The sequence below is a fragment of the Vibrio chagasii genome, from assembly GCF_002954585.1.
Lineage (GTDB): Bacteria > Pseudomonadota > Gammaproteobacteria > Enterobacterales > Vibrionaceae > Vibrio > Vibrio chagasii_A.
In genome coordinates, this window is the sequence record NZ_MSCI01000002.1 from 2,226,267 (window position 1) to 2,246,834 (window position 20,568).

22 protein-coding genes are annotated in these 20,568 nt (G+C 44.2%); 12 read left to right on the forward strand and 10 right to left on the reverse strand.

The window, feature by feature from the left end:
- Positions 1-378: 378 nt before the first annotated feature.
- Both ykgO and BTO10_RS18390 read right to left on the reverse strand, forming a co-directional pair.
- A complete protein-coding gene (gene ykgO / locus BTO10_RS18385; protein ID WP_004738564.1) occupies positions 379-504 on the reverse strand; it encodes a type B 50S ribosomal protein L36 in 126 nt (41 codons plus the stop codon).
- Positions 505-765 carry a type B 50S ribosomal protein L31 gene (locus tag BTO10_RS18390; protein WP_105025438.1) on the reverse strand — a complete coding sequence of 87 codons (261 nt, stop codon included), beginning with the start codon at positions 763-765 and terminating at the stop codon, positions 505-507. It abuts the gene before it with no gap.
- Between the two features lie 123 nt (positions 766-888).
- On the opposite strand from BTO10_RS18390, the gene tsaA reads away from it, so the two are divergent.
- The 6 genes from tsaA to BTO10_RS18420 all read left to right on the forward strand — a co-directional run bounded on the left by tsaA (position 889) and on the right by BTO10_RS18420 (position 5,387).
- On the forward strand, positions 889-1,584 hold the full coding sequence (tsaA, locus tag BTO10_RS18395; protein WP_105025439.1) for a tRNA (N6-threonylcarbamoyladenosine(37)-N6)-methyltransferase TrmO: 696 nt from the start codon (positions 889-891) through the stop codon (positions 1,582-1,584).
- Positions 1,585-1,685: 101 nt separating this feature from the next.
- Positions 1,686-3,404, forward strand: coding sequence for a proline--tRNA ligase (locus tag BTO10_RS18400; protein WP_105025440.1), 1,719 nt, complete (start codon positions 1,686-1,688; stop codon positions 3,402-3,404).
- A gap of 202 nt (positions 3,405-3,606) precedes the next feature.
- A complete protein-coding gene (locus tag BTO10_RS18405; RefSeq protein ID WP_105025441.1) occupies positions 3,607-4,290 on the forward strand; it encodes a tellurite resistance TerB family protein in 684 nt (227 codons plus the stop codon).
- 145 nt (positions 4,291-4,435) lie between these two features.
- Positions 4,436-4,639 (forward strand): YaeP family protein, encoded by a 204-nt coding sequence (locus BTO10_RS18410; protein ID WP_004738556.1) that lies wholly within the window; start codon positions 4,436-4,438, stop codon positions 4,637-4,639.
- Position 4,640: 1 nt separating this feature from the next.
- Positions 4,641-4,832: a DUF4250 domain-containing protein gene (locus BTO10_RS18415; protein ID WP_004738555.1), complete on the forward strand. Its 192-nt coding sequence runs from the start codon at positions 4,641-4,643 to the stop codon at positions 4,830-4,832.
- Positions 4,833-5,060: 228 nt separating this feature from the next.
- On the forward strand, positions 5,061-5,387 hold the full coding sequence (locus BTO10_RS18420; RefSeq protein WP_004738554.1) for a hypothetical protein: 327 nt from the start codon (positions 5,061-5,063) through the stop codon (positions 5,385-5,387).
- A 372-nt stretch (positions 5,388-5,759) separates the two neighbouring features.
- Here the strand turns inward: BTO10_RS18420 and glyA are convergent, their stop codons facing one another.
- Positions 5,760-7,010, reverse strand: a complete 1,251-nt coding sequence (glyA, locus tag BTO10_RS18425; protein WP_004738553.1) for a serine hydroxymethyltransferase — start codon at positions 7,008-7,010, stop codon at positions 5,760-5,762.
- A 347-nt stretch (positions 7,011-7,357) separates the two neighbouring features.
- Here glyA and BTO10_RS18430 point away from each other — a divergent pair, with 347 nt between their 5' ends.
- From BTO10_RS18430 to BTO10_RS18440, 3 genes are all read left to right on the forward strand, one after another.
- Complete coding sequence (locus BTO10_RS18430) at positions 7,358-7,960, forward strand: YitT family protein (protein ID WP_063524544.1); 603 nt, start codon at positions 7,358-7,360, stop codon at positions 7,958-7,960.
- Positions 7,961-8,048: 88 nt separating this feature from the next.
- Complete coding sequence (locus tag BTO10_RS18435) at positions 8,049-9,566, forward strand: winged helix-turn-helix domain-containing protein (protein ID WP_105025442.1); 1,518 nt, start codon at positions 8,049-8,051, stop codon at positions 9,564-9,566.
- A gap of 146 nt (positions 9,567-9,712) precedes the next feature.
- A complete protein-coding gene (locus BTO10_RS18440; RefSeq protein WP_105025443.1) occupies positions 9,713-10,621 on the forward strand; it encodes a hypothetical protein in 909 nt (302 codons plus the stop codon).
- Between the two features lie 144 nt (positions 10,622-10,765).
- Here the strand turns inward: BTO10_RS18440 and treC are convergent, their stop codons facing one another.
- From treC to gmhB, 5 genes are all read right to left on the reverse strand, one after another.
- The gene (treC, locus tag BTO10_RS18445; protein WP_105025444.1) at positions 10,766-12,451 is read right to left on the reverse strand and encodes an alpha,alpha-phosphotrehalase; all 1,686 of its coding nucleotides are present in this window, start codon (positions 12,449-12,451) and stop codon (positions 10,766-10,768) included.
- A 118-nt stretch (positions 12,452-12,569) separates the two neighbouring features.
- Complete coding sequence (gene treB, locus BTO10_RS18450; RefSeq protein ID WP_105025445.1) at positions 12,570-13,994, reverse strand: PTS trehalose transporter subunit IIBC; 1,425 nt, start codon at positions 13,992-13,994, stop codon at positions 12,570-12,572.
- Positions 13,995-14,198: 204 nt separating this feature from the next.
- On the reverse strand, positions 14,199-15,143 hold the full coding sequence (gene treR / locus BTO10_RS18455) for a trehalose operon repressor TreR (RefSeq protein WP_105025446.1): 945 nt from the start codon (positions 15,141-15,143) through the stop codon (positions 14,199-14,201).
- Between the two features lie 89 nt (positions 15,144-15,232).
- Positions 15,233-15,568, reverse strand: coding sequence for an MliC family protein (locus BTO10_RS18460; RefSeq protein ID WP_004738543.1), 336 nt, complete (start codon positions 15,566-15,568; stop codon positions 15,233-15,235).
- 43 nt (positions 15,569-15,611) lie between these two features.
- The gene (gene gmhB, locus BTO10_RS18465; RefSeq protein ID WP_004738542.1) at positions 15,612-16,163 is read right to left on the reverse strand and encodes a D-glycero-beta-D-manno-heptose 1,7-bisphosphate 7-phosphatase; all 552 of its coding nucleotides are present in this window, start codon (positions 16,161-16,163) and stop codon (positions 15,612-15,614) included.
- Between the two features lie 240 nt (positions 16,164-16,403).
- Here gmhB and metN point away from each other — a divergent pair, with 240 nt between their 5' ends.
- From metN to BTO10_RS18480, 3 genes are all read left to right on the forward strand, one after another.
- Positions 16,404-17,438 carry a methionine ABC transporter ATP-binding protein MetN gene (gene metN / locus BTO10_RS18470; protein WP_008222913.1) on the forward strand — a complete coding sequence of 345 codons (1,035 nt, stop codon included), beginning with the start codon at positions 16,404-16,406 and terminating at the stop codon, positions 17,436-17,438.
- The gene (locus BTO10_RS18475) at positions 17,428-18,111 is read left to right on the forward strand and encodes a methionine ABC transporter permease (protein WP_008222912.1); all 684 of its coding nucleotides are present in this window, start codon (positions 17,428-17,430) and stop codon (positions 18,109-18,111) included. Before metN ends, BTO10_RS18475 begins: the two co-directional genes overlap by 11 nt.
- An 80-nt stretch (positions 18,112-18,191) precedes the next feature.
- Complete coding sequence (locus BTO10_RS18480) at positions 18,192-19,001, forward strand: MetQ/NlpA family lipoprotein (RefSeq protein ID WP_105025447.1); 810 nt, start codon at positions 18,192-18,194, stop codon at positions 18,999-19,001.
- A 111-nt stretch (positions 19,002-19,112) separates the two neighbouring features.
- On the opposite strand, the gene BTO10_RS18485 is transcribed toward BTO10_RS18480, so the two are convergent.
- Positions 19,113-19,889: a Zn-ribbon-containing protein gene (locus BTO10_RS18485; RefSeq protein WP_004738535.1), complete on the reverse strand. Its 777-nt coding sequence runs from the start codon at positions 19,887-19,889 to the stop codon at positions 19,113-19,115.
- A 4-nt stretch (positions 19,890-19,893) separates the two neighbouring features.
- Positions 19,894-20,439 carry a SecY-interacting protein gene (syd, locus tag BTO10_RS18490; RefSeq protein WP_004738534.1) on the reverse strand — a complete coding sequence of 182 codons (546 nt, stop codon included), beginning with the start codon at positions 20,437-20,439 and terminating at the stop codon, positions 19,894-19,896.
- Positions 20,440-20,568 lie beyond the last annotated feature (129 nt).

Below are 20,568 nucleotides of genomic sequence, written 5' to 3' on the forward strand. Positions count from 1 at the left end.
TTGTAGTGATTCCTATGCAATTGTGACAAAAATGTTCAAATTGCAGACGAAGGGTACGTGACAAAATAATCAATTAGAAATTCAAAATGTTACAAAATGTGTAACAAACAACTGAATTTAACCAAAACTTAACAATATATTAGCAAATAAAACCAAAATAAGTACAAAAATCAGCTTTATGATTCACAACCACATATTCATCATTAAAATAACTTTACGATATAACCTCTTGATTAATTTAAAAATAGAGTTCACCGTACGATAAGTAGTCACTCGGTATTTAATCAAATTGCATATGAAGGAAAAGAAAAAACGTTAAATGAATAAAGTTTGACTTTCCCCTCATTTTTTAAAGGTGTGTCACACCAAATTGACTGCCTATTTTTGAACCGCTTTAAACCTTGGGTTGGTTTTGCAGATTACAAAGAGGCGACCTCTACGCTTAACGATTTGACAATCTGGGTGACGGCTCTTTGCACTTTTAAGTGATTTTACAACCTTCATCTATTTAGCTCCCTTACCCAATTGACCAAAGCGGCGAGTAAAGTTCGCCACACGACCTTCTTTATGAATCACTCGTTGCTTACCTGTATAGAAAGGATGGGACTTTGAAGACACTTCAATAGTGAAGTAAGGATAGGTAATTCCATCTTCCCATTCGATAGTGCGGTCTGTTTTCAAGGTTGAACCTATCAAGAAGTATTCATCAACACTGGTATCATGAAAAACCACAGTGCGGTAATCAGGATGGATATTTGATTTCATTTGTTTCCCCTAAATCATCATTTGATACGTTATAACATTGCAAATGATAATTATTATCAAAAGAAAAACAAGTTATTTTGTGATATTTTCCAGCCATAGATCGTAATTAGAGAACCTCCCCCCATGTACTCAATTGAACCTATTGGCTTTATAGAGTCTCCCTATAAAGAGAAGTTCGCGGTACCAAGGCAGCCTAGATTGGTGCCGACATCAACCTCTAGAGTAAGGCTTGTAGACGCGGCAAACTGTCTAGAGTCGGTTCGCAACATCGAGCAATTCAGCCATGTGTGGCTCCTATTTCTGTTCGACAAAAACCTTGAAGCAGGCTGGAAGCCGACAGTGAGGCCACCTCGACTGGGTGGTAATGAACGCATTGGGGTTTTTGCATCTCGTGCCACATTCAGGCCCAATGGAATTGGCATGTCTGCGGTTGAGTTAAAAGGCGTATCTCAAGATAAAGGGCAAACTTGGCTAGACCTTGGCAGTGTCGATTTAGTCAACGGGACACCAATTATCGACATCAAGCCTTACATCCCCTACTCCGATTCCATTCCGGATGCACAGGGAGGGTTTGCAGCCGAAGAGCCAGAGGTGTTAGAGGTTAACTTTTCACAGCAGGCACAAAACAAGCTGGCACAGCATCCGCAAGCGCGTCATATTATTCAGGTGATCAAAGAGGTATTAGGCCAAGATCCTCGTCCTGCCTATAAGAAAGGCAAGCCAGACAACAAGGAATATGCGGTAAATTTGTTCGATCTTAACGTGAAATTCGTTGTTGAGGCGTTTTTCATCAATGTAACTGACATTGAACGCTTTTGAGATCCCAAATAGGCTGATATTATATGCGGCTATATCGGATTTGCTGCTGCCTATAGCGGCAGTAAGTTTACTTTTATTAATGATGAAACGGATACCATAGAATGCGTACCAGTAACTATCTTCTTTCTACTCTGAAAGAGACTCCAAACGACGCAGAAGTTATCAGCCACCAGCTGATGCTACGTGCAGGTATGATCCGTAAGCTAGCTTCAGGTTTATACACTTGGCTACCTACCGGTCTGCGTGTACTGCGTAAAGTCGAAAACATCGTTCGCCAAGAGATCGATAATGCAGGTGCAGTTGAGACTTTAATGCCCGTAGTGCAGCCGTTTGAGCTATGGGAAGAGACTGGTCGTAGCGAAAAAATGGGCCCAGAACTACTGCGCTTTACTGACCGTCATTCTCGTCCGTTTGTTCTTAGCCCAACAGCTGAAGAAGTAATCACTAGCCTAGTTCGTAACGAAGTAAACTCGTACAAACAGCTACCACTGAACTTGTACCAAATTCAAACTAAGTTCCGTGATGAGCGTCGTCCACGTTTCGGAGTTATGCGTGCTCGTGAATTCTCTATGATGGATGCGTACAGCTTCGACATCGACAAAGAAGGCCTAGAAAAGTCTTACCAAGCGATGCACGATGCTTACTGTAATGCATTCGACCGCATGGGTCTTGAGTACCGTCCAGTACTAGCAGACTCAGGCGCTATCGGTGGTAGTGGTTCTCAAGAGTTCCACGTACTAGCGGAAAGCGGCGAAGACCTAATCGCATTCTCTACAGAATCTGATTACGCAGCAAACATCGAGAAAGCGGAAGCACTAGCTCCAACTGAAGAAGCTGCTGCACCAACTCAAGAGATGGAACTGGTTGATACTCCAAACGCGAAAACTATCGCAGAATTGGTAGAGCAACACGGTCTAGCAATCGAGAAAACAGTTAAAACTCTATTCGTTAAAGCTTCTGATGAAGTAGATGCAGACATCATTGCTCTAATCATCCGTGGCGACCACGAACTGAACGAAGTGAAAGCGGAAAACCTTCCACAAGTTGCTTCTCCACTAGAGATGGCTTCTGAAGAAGAAATTCGTGCACTCGTTGGCGCTGGCCCAGGTTCACTTGGTCCTGTAGGGCTAGAGCTACCATTCATCGTTGACCGCTCTGTTGCTGTAATGAGCGACTTTGGCGCGGGTGCAAACGTAGATGGTAAGCACTACTTCGGTATCAACTGGGGTCGTGACGTTGAGCTTGCTCAAGTGGAAGACCTACGTAAGGTAATCGAAGGCGACCTAAGCCCATGTGGTAAAGGTACACTTCAGCTTAAACGTGGTATCGAAGTTGGTCATATCTTCCAACTAGGTAACGTTTACTCACAAGCGATGAACTGTGGCGTGCTTGGTCCTGACGGTAAGAACGTTATCCTAGAGATGGGTTGTTACGGTATCGGTGTATCACGTGTTGTTGCTTCTGCAATCGAGCAGAACCATGACAAATACGGCATCATCTGGCCAGACGCACTAGCACCTTTCCAAGTTGCTATCGTTCCTATGAACATGCACAAGTCTGAAGAAGTTAAAGAAGCGGCTGAGAAGCTATACGCTGAACTAACAGCTATGGGTATCGAAGTACTATTCGATGACCGTAAAGAGCGTCCAGGTGTAATGTTCTCTGACATCGAGCTAATTGGTATCCCTCACACTATCGTGATCGGCGACCGTTCAATGAAAGAAGGTAACTTCGAATATAAGAACCGTCGTGCTGGTACTAAAGAAGCTGTTGCTATCGATTCAATCGTTGAACACGTTACTTCTCAATTTGCTAAATAAGCAAACTCAGCAAAGTATGTGATCTTGCAAAGCAAATAATAGAAGGCTGCCATCTGGCGGCCTTTTTTATTTCCCCTCTTCACCTTCACTCACTCTCTCATTTCTCGATAAAGTAAATAACGTAAGTTAATCCCCGGTTCATCTTTAAATACGTATATTGGATTCATCAACTCATTAGACGCGTTTACCATTGGAGGTATCGATGGATCTTAAAAGCTTACTTAACCAAGCACTTAAGTCAGATTTTGTTAAACAAGGCACTCAGAAACTCTCACAAAGCTCATCTGGCCTAAGCGGTCTTGCACAAGGCAGTAAAGGCAGCAGCAAAAGTACACTTGGTGCATTAGGTGCAGGAGCCGTTGGTGGCGGGTTGCTAGGAGCTCTCATGGGCTCAAAGAAAACCAAGAAGATTGGCAAGAAGGCCGTAGGTATTGGTGGAGCAGCTGCGCTTGGTGCATTGGCATACAAGGTATATAACGATTACCAAGCCAAACAAGGCACACCAGATTCATCTCCGCAAGCCACTTTCAATGAGCAAGATGCTTGTCATAACCTACTTATTCTACGCTCTATGATTGCGGCTTCTAAAGCGGACGGTCATGTCGATGAGCAAGAGATGGCTAAAATTGAGCAAGCCGTCGAAAACATGGGCGCGGATTATCAGCTGACTAAGTTAGTGTCTGAAGAGCTGCACAAACCGCTCGACCCAAGCGAAATCGCTCAACTCGCGAGTTCTCCGCAACAAGCCAGTGAAATCTACTTGGCTTCTTTGATTGTGGCCGACGAGCAGAACTTCATGGAAAAGGCTTATCTCAAAGAGCTCGCCAAGCAACTCAACCTTGCAGATGAAGTGAAATACCAGCTGGAACAGCAAGTCGCGGGCTAGTCGACCAGTCATTGGTTAACTGGTCACCTAATAAAGTGAGATATTGAGCAAGGACAAACTAACTCTGATCTTCGTCAGATCCGCTTTGTTTTTGCTTATCTCTATGTGTATATTGAGATCAGTTATCATTTGGTTAGGTATAAAAATGAAAGTATACGATTGTTGTGATTTGGTACGTGAACTGTACTCTCAAATTGGTAGTGGCGACCAAGGCTACATTCCTCAAGCAATCACCTGCGCAGTAAAAACATTAAACGACCTTGCAGCAGATGAATCTCTTCCTAAAGAAGCTCGCGAACGCGCGGCATTTGCAGCTGCTAACCTACTCATCTCAGATTTCGAGGACTAATATGAACCTCGCTAATTTTGAAAAGATGGATCCTGTTATGTTGATGAGCATCGTCAACATGAAGCTACGTGACGACTTCGGCGGAGATTTAGACCGAGTAGTGAACTTCTACGAAATCGACAAAGCAGCATTAATCGCTAAACTTGCCTCAGCGGGTTTTGAATATCTGCCAGAAGCAAAACAGTTTAGATAATGATGTAAATTCAGATTGATAGATAAAGGCCAACCCGATGTTGGTCTTTTTTATAGATGTAAGTTTCAACCAACACAGCCTTCAGAATATAAATTATCTCCTCCTTACTCTCTTTTTATATCTTAGACTCTAAGAACGCGCCTTGAATCGTAGCGTGTAGTTGTATAGTCTACCTCAAATAGCAAATAATAAATCATCAACCAACTTGATGATCGCGAAGGATTAACAATGAAAAGACTCGGACTTTTAACAGTGTTTACTGCAGCTCTTACAGCGGGTTGCGCTTCAAATACTCAGCAAGACAATTTTCGTGAAGCCTCTTTTGAGCTGTGTAATACCGAAGTCGATATTTACTCTGTAAGCCATGATGAGAGAGTACGTATCGTCTGTTCTGATGGCTCTAAATTCGCTTTAAACAGCGAAGATACACTAGAAGTGATGCGCGAAATCAACATCGATTACTGTGATGGCGAAGGCCTAGGTAAATTTAACGAAAGCCGTAATTACTACTCGTTCAAGTGTAAATCAGGCACCCTACTTAGCATCAAAAAGTAGAACCAACACAAAAAAATACAAAGGGTTAATGTGAAAGCATTAGCCCTTTTTAGTGCCTGCCTTTCTCTGCTCTCAAAACCACCAGATACAAAAAAGGCCCCTATTAAAGGAGCCTCTAGTATCATCATTTTTCAAAGTAGATGAGCGAAGTTCAAGGAGCTCACACGGAGTTTGCGCTAGCAAATCAGTATGTGCGACACAGAAATTCGTTCACGCTCTAAGCATTTCTATACCAATAAAAAAGGCTCCCTACAGGAGCCTTTCAAATCGTATTTTTCAATCAAATAGCTTTAGTTCAAGGAAAAGGCGCGGAGTTTACGAGTGTAAATGAGCACCTTTGACACAGAAATTAAGCTATTTGAGCCAGAAAAATTAAGCGTAAACCGGTAGACGCTTACAGATTTCTAAAACTTTTGCTTTTGTCGCTTCGATAACAGACTCATCACCCATGTTATCTAGGATGTCACAGATCCAACCTGCTAGCTCTTTCGCGTCTGCTTCTGAGAAACCGCGACGAGTGATAGAAGGAGAACCGATACGGATACCTGACGTTACAAACGGGCTGCGTGGGTCGTTTGGTACTGAGTTCTTGTTTACTGTGATGTTTGCTGCACCTAGTGCTGCATCTGCTTCTTTACCTGTGATGTCTTTGTTGATTAGGTCAACTAGGAACAGGTGGTTCTCTGTAGAACCTGAAACGATGTTGTAACCACGCTCAAGGAATTCAGCAACCATTGCTTTTGCGTTAGCAACTACGCGTGCTTGGTACTCTTTGAATTCTGGCTCAAGTGCTTCTTTGAACGCTACTGCTTTACCAGCGATAACGTGCATTAGAGGACCACCTTGGCCGCCAGGGAATACTGCTGAGTTCAGCTTCTTGTAAAGATCTTCGCCTTCGTTAGAAAGGATTAGACCGCCACGTGGGCCAGCTAGCGTTTTGTGCGTTGTTGTTGTAACAACGTGCGCGTGTGGAACTGGGTTCGGGTAAACACCTGCCGCGATTAGGCCAGCTACGTGAGCCATATCTACGAATAGGTAAGCACCTACTTTGTCCGCGATTTCACGCATGCGCTTCCAATCACAGATTTGAGAGTAAGCAGAGAAACCACCGATGATCATCTTAGGCTTGTTCTCGATAGCCAGCTTTTCCATCTCTTCGTAATCGATTTGACCTGCTTCGTCGATACCGTAAGGGATGATGTTGTAAAGCTTACCAGAGAAGTTTACTGGAGAACCGTGAGTTAGGTGGCCACCGTGCGCTAGGCTCATGCCTAGAACTGTGTCGCCTGCATTCAGTAGCGCCATGTATACAGCGTTGTTTGCTTGAGAACCTGAGTGAGGCTGTACGTTTGCGTACTCAGCACCAAACAGCTCACATGCACGTTCAATTGCTAGAGTTTCAACTTTGTCTACGTACTCACAACCGCCGTAGTAACGCTTGCCTGGGTAGCCTTCAGCGTATTTGTTTGTTAGCTGAGAACCTTGAGCTTCCATTACACGTGGACTTGTGTAGTTTTCTGAAGCGATAAGTTCGATATGCTCTTCCTGACGAAGAGTTTCTTCTTGGATAGCTGCGAATAGATCCGCATCGTAATCAGCAATGTTCATGTCACGCTTAAGCATCTGTATCTCCTGACTCAGATTGTACTGAAAGTTTCAAAAAAACCACACAACGACCGAAAGCAAACGTTTCCGTCACCGTTTTGATGTGACGCATTCTACATAATTTGATCTAGGTCATAAAGAGCTAATTGCAATTTTATCATGCAGTTTTTTCATAATCACAAATAAGATTCATCATGGTTATCGGGCTTATCCAACCAAAGATGCCCCTTACTGTCAATTTTACGATTTACACCCTGTAAAACGCAGATTACATAGGTTTACCTTAATTTTGCCCCTCTAGCTACCGAAAGCTTAAGTTTTTAACTACTATGCACGCCTTTATTGATTAGGTAATTATTAAAACGATGGAAAAACACTCACGTAAAGAAGATTGGATTGCAGTGCTGACGGGCACGTTTTTAGTAGCGTTAGGCGTCTTCTTTTTACAGTCTGCGAATCTGCTTACCGGAGGCACTACTGGTCTGGCTCTACTGTTGAGTCAATTTTTGCCTGTAACCTTTGGTATTTTATACTTTGCCGCTAACTGTCCATTCTATCTATTGGCGTGGAAACGTTTTGGTCGCAGCTTTGCGATCAGCAGTGCGATTTCCGGCGCTTTAGTGTCTGTGTTTGCCGATCATTTATACTTGGTTATTTCGCTCGAAGTTCATAACGAGATCTACTGTGCCGTTGCCGGTGGTTTATTGATGGGCTTGGGTATGCTGATTCTGTTCCGCCATCGTTCTAGCCTGGGTGGCTTCAACGTCTTGTGTCTGTTTATCCAAGATCGCTACGGCATCTCAGTGGGTAAAACTCAAATGGCGATCGACGCATGTATTCTGTTTGCCTCGTTCTTCTTTGTATCGCCTTGGGTGATTGCAGTGTCAGTGCTAGGTACAGCGGTATTGAATATCGTGCTAGCGATGAATCACAAGCCAACGCGCTATTCTGTGAACTACGCGTCTTAATACCAGCTATCCAATCAATGAATTACTAGCTGTTTTTCATAACGAAAACAGCTAGTATTTAGCTTTTACAAGCTACCCCTCTTTCGTTATGCAAGATTACCTCGCCAACGCCAAAGACACTCAAACCTCGATCTTCATTGAAGGTTTAGAATTCAACCCAGCGACACGTGTCTTGAGTTGCAACGAGCAGGTCATCGATTTAGAACCTCGTTCTATCGAGTTACTTGAGCTCTTTCTCACGAGCGTCGGAGAACCATTAGCGGCAAAGCAAATCATCGCAACGGTTTGGCAAAGTAATTTCATCTCCAAAAACGTACTCACCAATCGAATCAGCACACTTCGCTCGGTACTACAAAAGCACTTGCCAGAGAGTGACGCTACCAAGATTTTGGTCACTTATCCGCGTAAAGGCTATTTCCTAAGCCCTAGTTCGGTCAGCTTATCTAACACAGCACCTGAAACAACAGAAACAGTTTTAGAAACAGAACAACCTAAAGCGCGAAAAACTCCGACGCTAGTGACCTCTGTTCTTCTATTAACGACTTTGGTGTTACTGATCACAACAGCAAGCTTGGGCTATATGTTTTGGCAATCGTCGAATCATGCCTCTGAGGTTGAACGAGAACAGAGGTTAATTCCTAAGGTTGAGCTGCTACTCAATCGCATCAATGCGGTCGGTGACAACGCAAGACATTATCGCAAGATGGTTAAAGCTCTGTTGCTTCAACAACAAATTGAGTACGCCTATACCGATTTAGCCAACCAAGATGCCCCGAGTTACTTCTTAGACCCAATAGATAGCTCTCCTTTCTTCCCTGGTGCAAAGAACATGCGTACCAGTGACTATCTGCTTAATATCCAGCTGAAGGACCAAGAGGTAGACAAACGACTCGCAGCCAAGGTCAGCCTTATCTACCCGAGCTCAGGTAAGCTTGCCTTTCGTGGCGTTTATTCTATTGAGATAGACAACCTCAGCGAGAGCTTGATGGAGATTAACCAAGAGCTTGCGAGCTACTTTGCTCTGCCTGCTCCTCTCTCTCCAGAATGGTCTGTCGATAATCACACATTAAGTGCTCTATTGAATGACACGACTATCGATCTTGATAGCGAGCCACTCAACGTGATGACATCAACGCTGATCGCTCGACAGCTAGCGCTATTTGAAACCGACCACCAGCGACTGATTCGATTTACTAGCCTAGTGCAAACCCGCTTTAAGCTGATTCCAGACGAACTTAAACTGTGGCTGGGAATTATTCATTTCAAGTTGAGAGATCTGCAAACTTCGAAGGAATTCTTAACCAACACCGCAGGGAACTCGACTATCGAAAATGCTCTGGTTTATATGGTGGTATCTCACATCGCTTATAAGCAAGGAGATATGGATAAGTTTCGCCTCAACTATATGGAGTCTTTGGTTGCCTTACTACGAGTCGTTCCATCGGAAGAACTGTTTGCTCGCTTGTCCAAGCCAGAGTCAAAATCGACCTGTCTTCAGCCTTGGAAAAATCTAAAACTCAGTGTCAAAGAACCGCTGATCATCAAGCAGTGGGAGAATCTAATGCTAAATTACTGTACCGCTGTCGGGCATCAACTATCGGAATAAAAATATAAAACTATTACTAACAAAAACTTAAATATAAATTAATATTTCATGTGTCTTCGTTTTTTGCCCTATAACCCCTCGTATCAATAGCATTCCTAAAAATATCCGACCGCTCACGGTCAACAACATTATTAGGAATGCTTCACATGAAAAAAACCATGGTGCTGATTACGACTTCTCTTTTTGCTCTTTATGGCTGTGGAGGCAGCTCTTCCTCTGGTTTAACCAACGGCAATAAAGGCACAAGCAACCAAGTCGATTACCCAATCAACGATTCTCAATTCGCGCCTAAAGCAAGTACAGTATTGAAGTACGCATTTACCAAAGATGGTGATACTGAAGGCTCGATGACGATGAACTTCACGCCGTTAAGTGGTGAGATCATCATTACAGCTTTAGAAAAAGAGTCTGGCAATGAAGCGGAAATTCAAATTATCAACGATCTGGTGAATTACGGCATCACCGAGTTTTATGTCTCTGAAGGCATCATGACGAATTCCGAAGGCACAAAAGAAGGCGGCAGCATTTATTTTGCAGGTCCTGACCGCGGGTTACATGAAATCACCAACGCTTACTTTATTGGCAGCCAATACATCACAAGAATGATGTACAGCAGCCCCATATTTCGTTTGAAAGGAACTGACATAAAAGAGAGCAACCCAATCATTGATATCAGTGAAGAAACTATCGCAATGCAAATCACGCTTGATGGAGGAGCCGTCGCGAATATGTTGAGTGATTTTGAGGATCACCAGTGGGTTAAAAACTTAGAATATAACGCCTCATGCCAAATCAATTGGCGACAAGAAATTAATGAAACTGGTGTACGTAGAAGCTTCACGGTTTCGGGTAAATCGATCGAAGCTGCGAATCTTACGGAGAAAAACACGTACTACATTGGCTGTGTCGGTATGGATTCAGCGGAGTTTAGCACATCGTCTGAGCGCTGGTTCAATCCAACGATTGGTCTGATTGAACAGATTGAATTGATGTCAGTGGAGCAATCCACCATCGAGAAATCAGCTGCCAAACTGACTGCAATCGAAAAGACGTAGTTGTACTAACTGCCACGCACTAATCTAAAAAGGCTTTGGGGGAGCAATCCAAAACCTTGTTGGTAAGCTTATGACCAACGGAGTACTAAAGGTCATGAGCTTTATTTTGTGTTTAGATAGACCTTAATAAAGTGACCTGACTACCTAGCCCTCAATCAACAAAATACGAGTCTCGTAAGGGCGCAATACTTGATGATACGATGTTACCGAATTGCCAGTCTCTTGATAGTTAGAAAGCAAACACTTGGCATTCGTCATATCAAAACGCTCAGGTAAAGCACATTCCGTCTCTTCACCATAATAGTTATTAATGCACAGTAAAGCCTGCCCTTCGCTCTCGCGAGAATACGCAAACACTGACGGATGCTCAGGTAGCAAATCTTGATAACTACCATGAGTAATCACAGGCACTTCTTTACGAAGTTCAATCAAACTCTTGTAAAAATAGAAAACTGAATCTCTGTCTTCCAGTGCTTGCTCTGCATTGATCTCAGGGTAGTTGTTCGCAACATCCAGCCATGGCTGAGATTTTGAAAAGCCCGCATATGCTTCGTTACTCCATTGCATCGGTGTACGAGAGTTATCACGAGATTTCTGCGCTAGAATCGCCATCATATCTTGATGCTTCACACCATCGTGATTGACCATAATGTCGTACATGTTAGTGCTCTCTACATCGCGATACTGGCTGATCTCGGTATAACCAGGATTCGTCATACCAATCTCTTCACCTTGATAGATATAAGGTGTGCCTTGCATCATGTGGACAGACGCAGCCAGCATTTTAGCCGACTCAACACGGTAGTTCTTATCATCACCTAAACGGCTCACCACTCGCGGTTGGTCATGGTTACACCAAAACAGCGCGCCCCAACCTTTTCCGTTTAAGCCCGTTTGCCAATGGTTGAAGATCGATTTGAGTTGCAAGAAATCAAATGGTGCATTGGTCCACTTCTCACCATTGGTGTAATCCACTTTAAGATGGTGGAAGTTAAACACCATCGATAGCTCGCTGTTATCAATGTTCGAATACTGCTGACAGTGCTCTAATGTAGTTGAGGACATCTCGCCTACTGTCACGCTGCCATACTTCTGGAATACCGCTTCGCTGATCTCTTTTAGATATTCATGCACACGTGGGCCGTCTGTGTAAAAACGGCGACCATCACCGATATCATCATTAGGGAAATCTTGCTGCTTTGAAATCAGGTTAATCACGTCCAAGCGGAAGCCATCGACGCCCTTCTCAGCCCAGAAGCTAATAACGTCTTTAACTTCTTCACGTACGACCGGATTCTCCCAGTTCAGGTCGGCCTGCTCCTTGGCAAACAGGTGAAGGTAATATTGACCAGTCGCTTCGTCTAACGCCCATGCATTACCGCCAAACTTGGATTGCCAGTTAGTTGGCGCTTCGCCGTTTACAGGATCTTTCCAAATGTAGTAATCACGATAAGGGCTGTTTTTATCACCCAATGCGGATTGGAACCATGCATGCTCAGTGGAGGTATGGTTAACCACAATATCCATCACGATACGAATACCACGCTGATGCGCTTCAGCCAGCAACAGGTCGAAATCTTCCATGGTGCCAAATTGAGGGTTAATCGCGTAGTAATCTGAAATGTCGTAGCCATTATCGATCATTGGTGATGCGTATACTGGCGTTAACCAAATCGCATCAACACTTAAGTGTTTGAGGTAATCCAGTTTCGAAATGATCCCTTTGATATCACCAGTACCTTTACTGCCGCTGTCACAAAAGCTCTTTGGGTAGATTTGATAGATGGTTGCGGTTTTCCACCAGCTTTCATCATGTTCAGTCATCGCCATCTCTAATACTCACTTACCAAAAAATAATAAATAACAATCACCATGTTCACATGGTCGATAGAAGTCGTACCTAAGGAAAAAAGCGATGACTGGATTGAGTCACCGCTTATAAGATGCGCTACGCGTTTGCTGTTTCGAGATCACCTTTTGACTGTGCACGCTTGTAGAAGAACAGCGTTAAGGTCACTGGCAATACAATCGCTACCAACATCGCCACTAAATAAACAGACCAATATTGCGGTTGAATCGACAAGATACCTGGCAAGCCACCTACACCGATGCCGTTCGCCATCACACCTGCGCTACCACAAATAGCAGCCGCTGCGGCACTACCTATCATTGCGCTCAACATTGGGAATTTGTATTTAAGGTTGATGCCGTACATCGCTGGCTCTGTCACACCTAAGTAGGCAGAGATTGCAGCTGGAACCGAGATGTCTCGTTCACCTTCGCGTTTACTCAAGATAATGATGCCAACAACCGCTGAAGCTTGTGCAATGTTAGATAGAGCAATCAGAGGCCAAATTGGTGTGCCGCCTAAGTCTTGCATCAACTGCAAATCGACTGCGTTAGTCGTATGATGAATACCCGTGATAACCAAAGGTGCGTAAAGGAAGCCAAATACCACTGAACCCAGAATCGCGAAGTCACCGGTCATGGCCGCTTTCGCTGCGAATGCGACGCCATCACCTAGCATACGGCCGAATGGACCAATAAAGGCGTGAGCCAGAATCACAGACAAAATGATCGATACAAATGGCACAACCACAAGGTACAAGTAAGCAGGCACGATGCGCTTAAGATTGGTTTCAATGAAGGCTAATGCCACACCCGCGAGCATCGCAGGGATCACCTGTGCTTGATAGCCAACTTTCTCAATCACGAAAAAGCCAAAGTCCCACACTTCAGGAACGGCTTTACCTATCATGTAAGCATTCATCAGCTGCGGCGACACTAAGGTCACACCGAGCGTGATACCCAAAATAGGGGTTCCGCCGAGCTTCTTAACCGTCGCCCAACACACACCAACCGGTAGGAAGAAGAAAATCGCTTCGCCAATCAGCCATAAGAAAGAGTGAACAGTTGCCCAGAATTGGCTGATTTCAACTAAGGTTTTGCCGTCGAACATGCGAATGTCGCCAATCACATTACGGAAACCAAGAATCAAACCACCAGTAATAATGGCAGGCAGCAGTGGCACAAAAATTTCAGCTAAATGGGAGATACCACGCTCAAGGAAGTTCATGTTCTGACGAGCTGCCAATTTCGCTTCATCCTTTGATGAGGCCTCTTTGCCCGTTTGCTCAATCAACAGTGCATACACTTCGTCAACTTCGGTGCCAATCACCACTTGAAATTGGCCTGCGTTAGTAAAGCAGCCTTTTACTAGCTTGAGCTTTTCGAGTTCTGCTTTATTTGCCTGAGCTGTCTCATTCAATACGAAACGTAGTCGAGTCAGACAGTGGCTGACACTCGCAATGTTCTCTTTACCACCAACTAACTCGATAAGACGCGCAATGTCTTGCTTCGCTATCTTACTCATACTACCTCACCCTGGTTTTATTCAATGACTCATCTAAATCATTGAGTAATAACCACTCAGATTTAGATTTGTGGGAACATTCCCAAAACTGGTTATTATAATGCCTAGCTGAATGAAAAATTAAAATGGGAACAGTCCCATTAATTGAAAGAGATCACAGTCTAATTTTAATCTAAGCGGTTCAGTTTCGCTTAGTTGAGAGGATTATTGAATCGGTGATTGGGTGTGATGAGAGATCTCTGTGTTACCTAAAAGTTGAGAGATCAATAGATTAGCGGCTAGTTTACCCGCTGATTGGTAGCCCGGATCAATACTAAAGACCCGAGGGAATAGGAAAGAAAGAAGATCATTACCACCGACGCCAGTCACCACCACATCTTCACGTTGTCGTTCTTGTAAACGCTTGATGACCCCAAGAGCAAGAGTATCACTGGCACAGACAATCGCTTGAGTCGTTGGAGTGAGTACCTCATCCACTAACTGATAAGCGCTTTCATGATGAAGTTGACCAGTACGATAGTTCGCTATCACTCCACTGCGCTCGCACCAATCGAGGTAAGCCTTTAGACGAAGTTCACCGGTTGATTTATCACTAGGATCCACTCCAACAAAACCGATATCAGAGATCCCCTGATCCGTTAAATACGCCAACGCCCGATTGATCACCTGCTGGTTGTCATAGTTAATCGAGGTTACGTTCTCTGTGTCCAGCGCAATGACCACTGCTTTGTGTCCCCACGCTTCGATCGCAGGAATATCGCAATCCGTAAAACCAAACACAATGATTCCATCAACGTTACGGCGCTTTAGAACCTGCAGGTGCTCGTTGGCTTTTTCTCTGTCGAGCTGGCTTTCCATGATCACGACATCGTAGCCCGCTTGGTACAACTCAGACAGCATGGTGCTGACGGCTTTGTTTTCAGAAGGAGAATCCAAACGAGAGATGATCACGCCAATCACTTTTTGGCTGCCACCACGCATCGACTGCGCAGACTTTGAAGGCGTATACCCAGATTCTTGAATTACTCTTTCTACCCTTTCACGGGTTTCAGGTTTCACTTTAGGATCATTGGTCAGAACGCGAGATACGGTCGACTTACCAACACCAGACAGCTTAGCAATATCAAGAATAGTGAGTTTTTTGCTCATAATAAGTCTAACGTCAAAGGAAGGAAAAGAAGCAGTGAGGGCATACTCCCTCACTTAACTGTTTGTAAATTTTTGCGATTAAAGATGGCTTACTTGCTGCAGTTTCGATACACCACACGACCAAGTTCTAGGCGTGCGTTATCACCTTTGGTACGTAAAGTAACGCTGTTGATTAACTCTCCAGTACCATCATCTAAGATGTACTTGGTTCCAGAACCAGCCGCTACTTGAGTCAGACGGTATTCATTTTCAGGTAAACGTAATACCGCTTTTTCATTATCAAGGTAAGCCACTTCAAATGAAACGTCAGACTCACATTGATAAGTCACGAATTGATTGTCCGATGTAGCACTGTCAGGCGCTGCTGATTTAGAGCAACCCATTAATGCTACCGTACATAGAGATGCTACCAACATAGCTTTCATACTTCGTTCCTCATCTTTATACCGTTGAAGGTAGTGAAATGTCTTAGCCTTTTAGGAAAGCAGGCACATCCGCAATGCTATCAAGGACAACACTTGCCAAGGCTTCACCCTTTTCGGTAATTGGTTTACCGGTTCTTACCAATACCTTAGTGCCAACACCTGCCGCTTCTGCAGCCATCATGTCTTCAGCTTTATCGCCGATCATTACAGAGTTAGCCATATCAATCTTTAGAAAGTCACGCGCGGAAATGAACATGCCAGGCTTTGGCTTACGACAATCACAATCTTGCTTATAGTCACCAATGCCGTGTTCAGCATGGTGAGGGCAGTAGTAAATACCATCTAACTCAACACCATTATCGACAAAGTTCCAATCCATCCACTGCGTTAAAGAGAGAAAACGGTCTTCACTAAACATGCCGCGAGCAATACCAGACTGGTTCGTCACAAGCACCAATAAATACCCCATATCTTTAAACGCTTTCGCCGCTTCAAACACACCATCGATGTATTCAAAATCATGCTCATCATGTACGTAGCCGTGATCAACGTTAATCACACCATCACGATCTAAAAAAACAGCAGGTTTAGACAAAATTTTGTTCTCTATCAACTCTCTATTAATCATCAATTATTACACGCTTTATTTGCTTCATCACTATCTATTTAGTTTTGCGTTCGTTAACGATTTGTTTCTATCTCAGCAACACAATCGACGTTTAGCCGTCTAGACGTAAAAATATCTATTGACTTAGATCACGGAACACCATAGCATCATCTGTAAATCGAGCGAGCTATCGACATATTATTCTGTTCTACCTGCACGGGTTTCTCTATGATTAAAGTGAATCAAGTCAATAAGGTTTTTTATCAAGGCACTAAAGAAATCAATGCCTTAATTGATATCAACCTCCACATTCCTCAAGGTCAAATCTTTGGAGTCATCGGCTCTTCAGGTGCAGGCAAAAGTACCCTAATCCGCTGTGTAAATATGTTGGAAGCCCCAACTTCAGGTGAAGTGATTGTTGACGGTATCGACCTAACAAAACTGAGCAAATCAGAACTTAGCGAAGCACGCCGTAACATTGGCATGATTTTCCAGCACTTCAATCTGCTGTCTTCTCGTACTGTATTTAACAATGTAGCACTACCTCTAGAGCTAGCAGGTAAAGATAAAGCGGTTATCGAAGCGAAAGTCAGTGAGCTACTTGAATTGGTTGGTCTTGCAGACAAGCGTGATACTTACCCTGCAAACCTAAGTGGCGGTCAAAAGCAGCGTGTCGCGATTGCTCGTGCATTGGCATCAGACCCGAAAGTACTACTGTGTGATGAAGCGACTAGCGCTCTAGATCCTGCAACCACTCAATCGATTCTTGAACTGCTGCGTGAAATCAACCGTAAGCTACACATTACTATCCTGCTTATTACGCATGAAATGGATGTAGTTAAGAGCATCTGTCACGAAGTGGCGATCATCGGTGGTGGTGAATTGGTAGAGAAAGGCACGGTTGGCGACATCTTTGCGCATCCTAAGACTGAGTTAGCGCATCAATTTATTCGTTCAACCTTAGATCTAACGATCCCTGAAGATTACCAAGCACGCTTGCAAGAAACTCGAGTAGATGGCAGTTACCCTCTGGTACGCCTTGAGTTCACAGGCGCAACCGTTGATGCTCCACTAATGACGCAAATCGCTCGTAAATTTAATATCGATGTCAGCATTCTAAGTTCTGATCTTGATTACGCTGGCGGCGTGAAGTTCGGCATGATGGTAGCTGAACTGTTCGGCAACGAAGCAGATGATAATGCTGCTATCCAATTCCTACGCGATAACAATGTAAAAGTAGAGGTGCTTGGTTATGTCCTTTAGTTTCAACGAGATTGCTGACTGGATCAGCCTTAACGGTAACCTTCTATTAGAAGCAACTGGCGAAACACTTTATATGGTTGCTGTGGCAGGCATTGTTGGCTTTGCTGTCGGTATTCCCCTAGGCGTGATTCTACACACCACCAAAAAAGGCGGTTTGCTAGAAAACACTAAGCTTAACCAAATTCTTGGTGCGGTAGTCAACGTAGGCCGTTCAGTACCTTTCTTGGTATTGATGGTTGCGATTATCCCACTGACTAAGATGCTGATTGGTACCTTTATCGGTACAACAGCGGCAATTGTTCCACTGACTATTGGCGCAATCCCATTTGTTGCTCGTCTTATCGAAAGTGCACTGCTTGAAGTACCAACAGGTCTTGTAGAAGCAGCGCAATCAATGGGCGCGACACCAACACAAATCATTAGCAAAGTTCTGCTTCCTGAAGCACTACCGACTATTATCAACTCAGTAACCATCACACTCGTTACCCTAGTGAGCTACTCAGCAATGGCAGGTACGGTTGGCGGTGGCGGCCTAGGCGATGTGGCTATTCGTTACGGATTCCACCGTTACGATGTGACCATCATGGCAGTGACCGTAGTAATGTTGATTGTGCTTGTACAAATTATTCAATCGATCGGTGATTCATTAGTTCGCCGCGTTGACCACAGATAAAACTCAGCGTTTATACGCAAACAAACTAACAACAGAGTCGTCTGAACCAAATTAAATAGATTTATTAAAAGGAGATTATTATGAAATTTAGCCTTAAAGGTTTACTAACTATCGCAGCGGCAGCTTCAGCGCTAGTTCTAGCAGGTTGTGGTGATAAAGAAGTCGACACTTCTAAAGTAAAAGTGGGCGTAATGGCAGGTGCTGAAGCTCAGGTTGCAGAAGTTGCAGCTAAAGTAGCGAAAGAGAAGTACGGCCTAGATGTCGAACTAGTAACATTCACTGATTACGTAACACCAAACGCAGCACTAGATGACGGTTCTATCGACATCAACGCATTCCAACATGCACCGTACCTAGATCAGCAAGTAGCTGACCGTGGTTACAAACTGACAATCGCTGGTAACACGTTTGTTTACCCAATTGCTGGTTACTCTAAAGAAGTGAAATCGGTAGACGAAATCCAAGATGGCGCGCGCATCGCTGTACCAAACGATCCGACAAACCTAGGTCGTTCTCTACTGCTTCTTGAGCAACAAGGTCTACTTGAGCTTCGTGAAGGCGCAGGTCTTCTTGCAACAGTGCGTGACATCGTTAAGAACCCTAAGAACCTAACGATTGTTGAGCTAGACGCAGCACAACTACCACGCTCTCTTGATGACGTAGCACTGTCTATCATCAACACAACTTACGCGAGCTCTATCAACCTTACTCCACAAAAAGATGGCGTATTCGTTGAAGACAAAGAGTCTCCATACGTGAACCTAATTGTGTCTCGTGAAGAGAACCTAAACGCTGAGAACGTACAAAACTTCGTTAAAGCTTACCAAACTGAAGAAGTGTACAAAGCAGCTTCTGACATCTTCCAAGGTGGCGTAGTTAAAGGCTGGTAATCTGCCTCGCTTCACTACCCTATAGATACCAAAAGGGGCTGACATTGTGTCAGCCCCTTTTTCGATCACTAGAAGCTCACTTATGAGCCTGCCACGCTAAAAATATCGTCGTTACTTTAGCTGATCCCAAGAGATGTTTGATACCAGACGGCAATCATCACACTTGAAATAGAAAATATCGTGGATCGGCGCATCTAGCAGCCATTCGCCACCACATTGCGGACATTTACGCTCTTTTTCGTCTTTCAAACTAATGCCACCCACACGGTACAAGTAGTAGTAAGTAGGAATCTTAGTCAGATATTCAATACGTCCTCTCAAGCCCCAACCGCGTTTGAACAGTACGCTTTTGGTATCGCTGATTTCCGTCAAGGTCGCGTGTTCAGCTCGACAACCACCACCCATTTGTACTTCATCACAAGCTTGCCATTCCGTCTGCCATTTCAGCACGGCTTTATGGTCGCCATTGAAGGTAGGTGGGTTACGGTATAGTGGGATCGGCAACAAGCTATCACCACTGCGTAGCGGTGAGCAGGTATGCACAAAAGTGGTGTACAGTACTTGCCAACTAGGCGCTTCATCTTCAGCCACTTCTTCTGAGTTCAAATCTCGACCCAGCAAGCGCATTTTAGGAGTCAGCAGGCTCGCATTAGACAGACGATCTAAGCACACTTTCACAAAATCTGAGTGATTACGCGGGTGTAAGCTATCTTGCTCTGGGCAGACAACACGAACGTAAAACTCGCCGTCACCCATAACGATAGGAAACTCACGGCCTAGCACTTGTCCGTTATAACGCAGTGCATCCATTAAGCCATTCACCGCCTTGTCGACAGCGCTTACCGTTGTGTTATCAAAACACTCAAATTGAAGTTCTAGTACGTACATCTATCTATACCGCAGGTTGTAACTTTTCTAAAAACTCAGCCAATGTCTCAGCGAGTACATCACGATTTTTGGTGCCTAAGCGCTCTAAAATCACGTTGCCAGTTAAGTTACAAATAGAGATAACATCCAGCTCTGCATCAGTCGCTGCGATGAAAACCGTCGGTTTCAGCTTTAAGCGACGCTGCGTCACTAGGTGACCTAGAATGTTTTCTTGCAGGCATTCGAAGTCTTCATCACTCCAAATCTGCAAAAGAGTCAGCTCATTGCCGTCAAAAGTCGCATTCATATCTGCGCTGTATTGAGCACCATAGAAGGTTTTGATGTCTTCATGTAGCGTTAGCTCGATGCCTGTCTCTACGTTGGTAAAATCAGCAAACTGCTCACGTGGGTAGTGTTTCCATAACACAGCGTCACCACTCTTTTCTTCTACGCATGGCGATACGATGTCCACCAACTCCTCATTACGAGGTAAGCTTTGGTGTTGCTGTTGCCACGCGTCAACGTATCGCTGACTAAAAGAAACCAGTGCGTCTTGAGCACGTTGAGTCATGAAAATCTCCTAAACACATAATAATAAATAGAATCTGAGCCTTTCCTTGCCAAATAAGCTTGTCTAATAAGCGATGACGTAATGACAGGGTAAAGGGGATTCAGTAAAATCGACCCCATTCTAATCGAA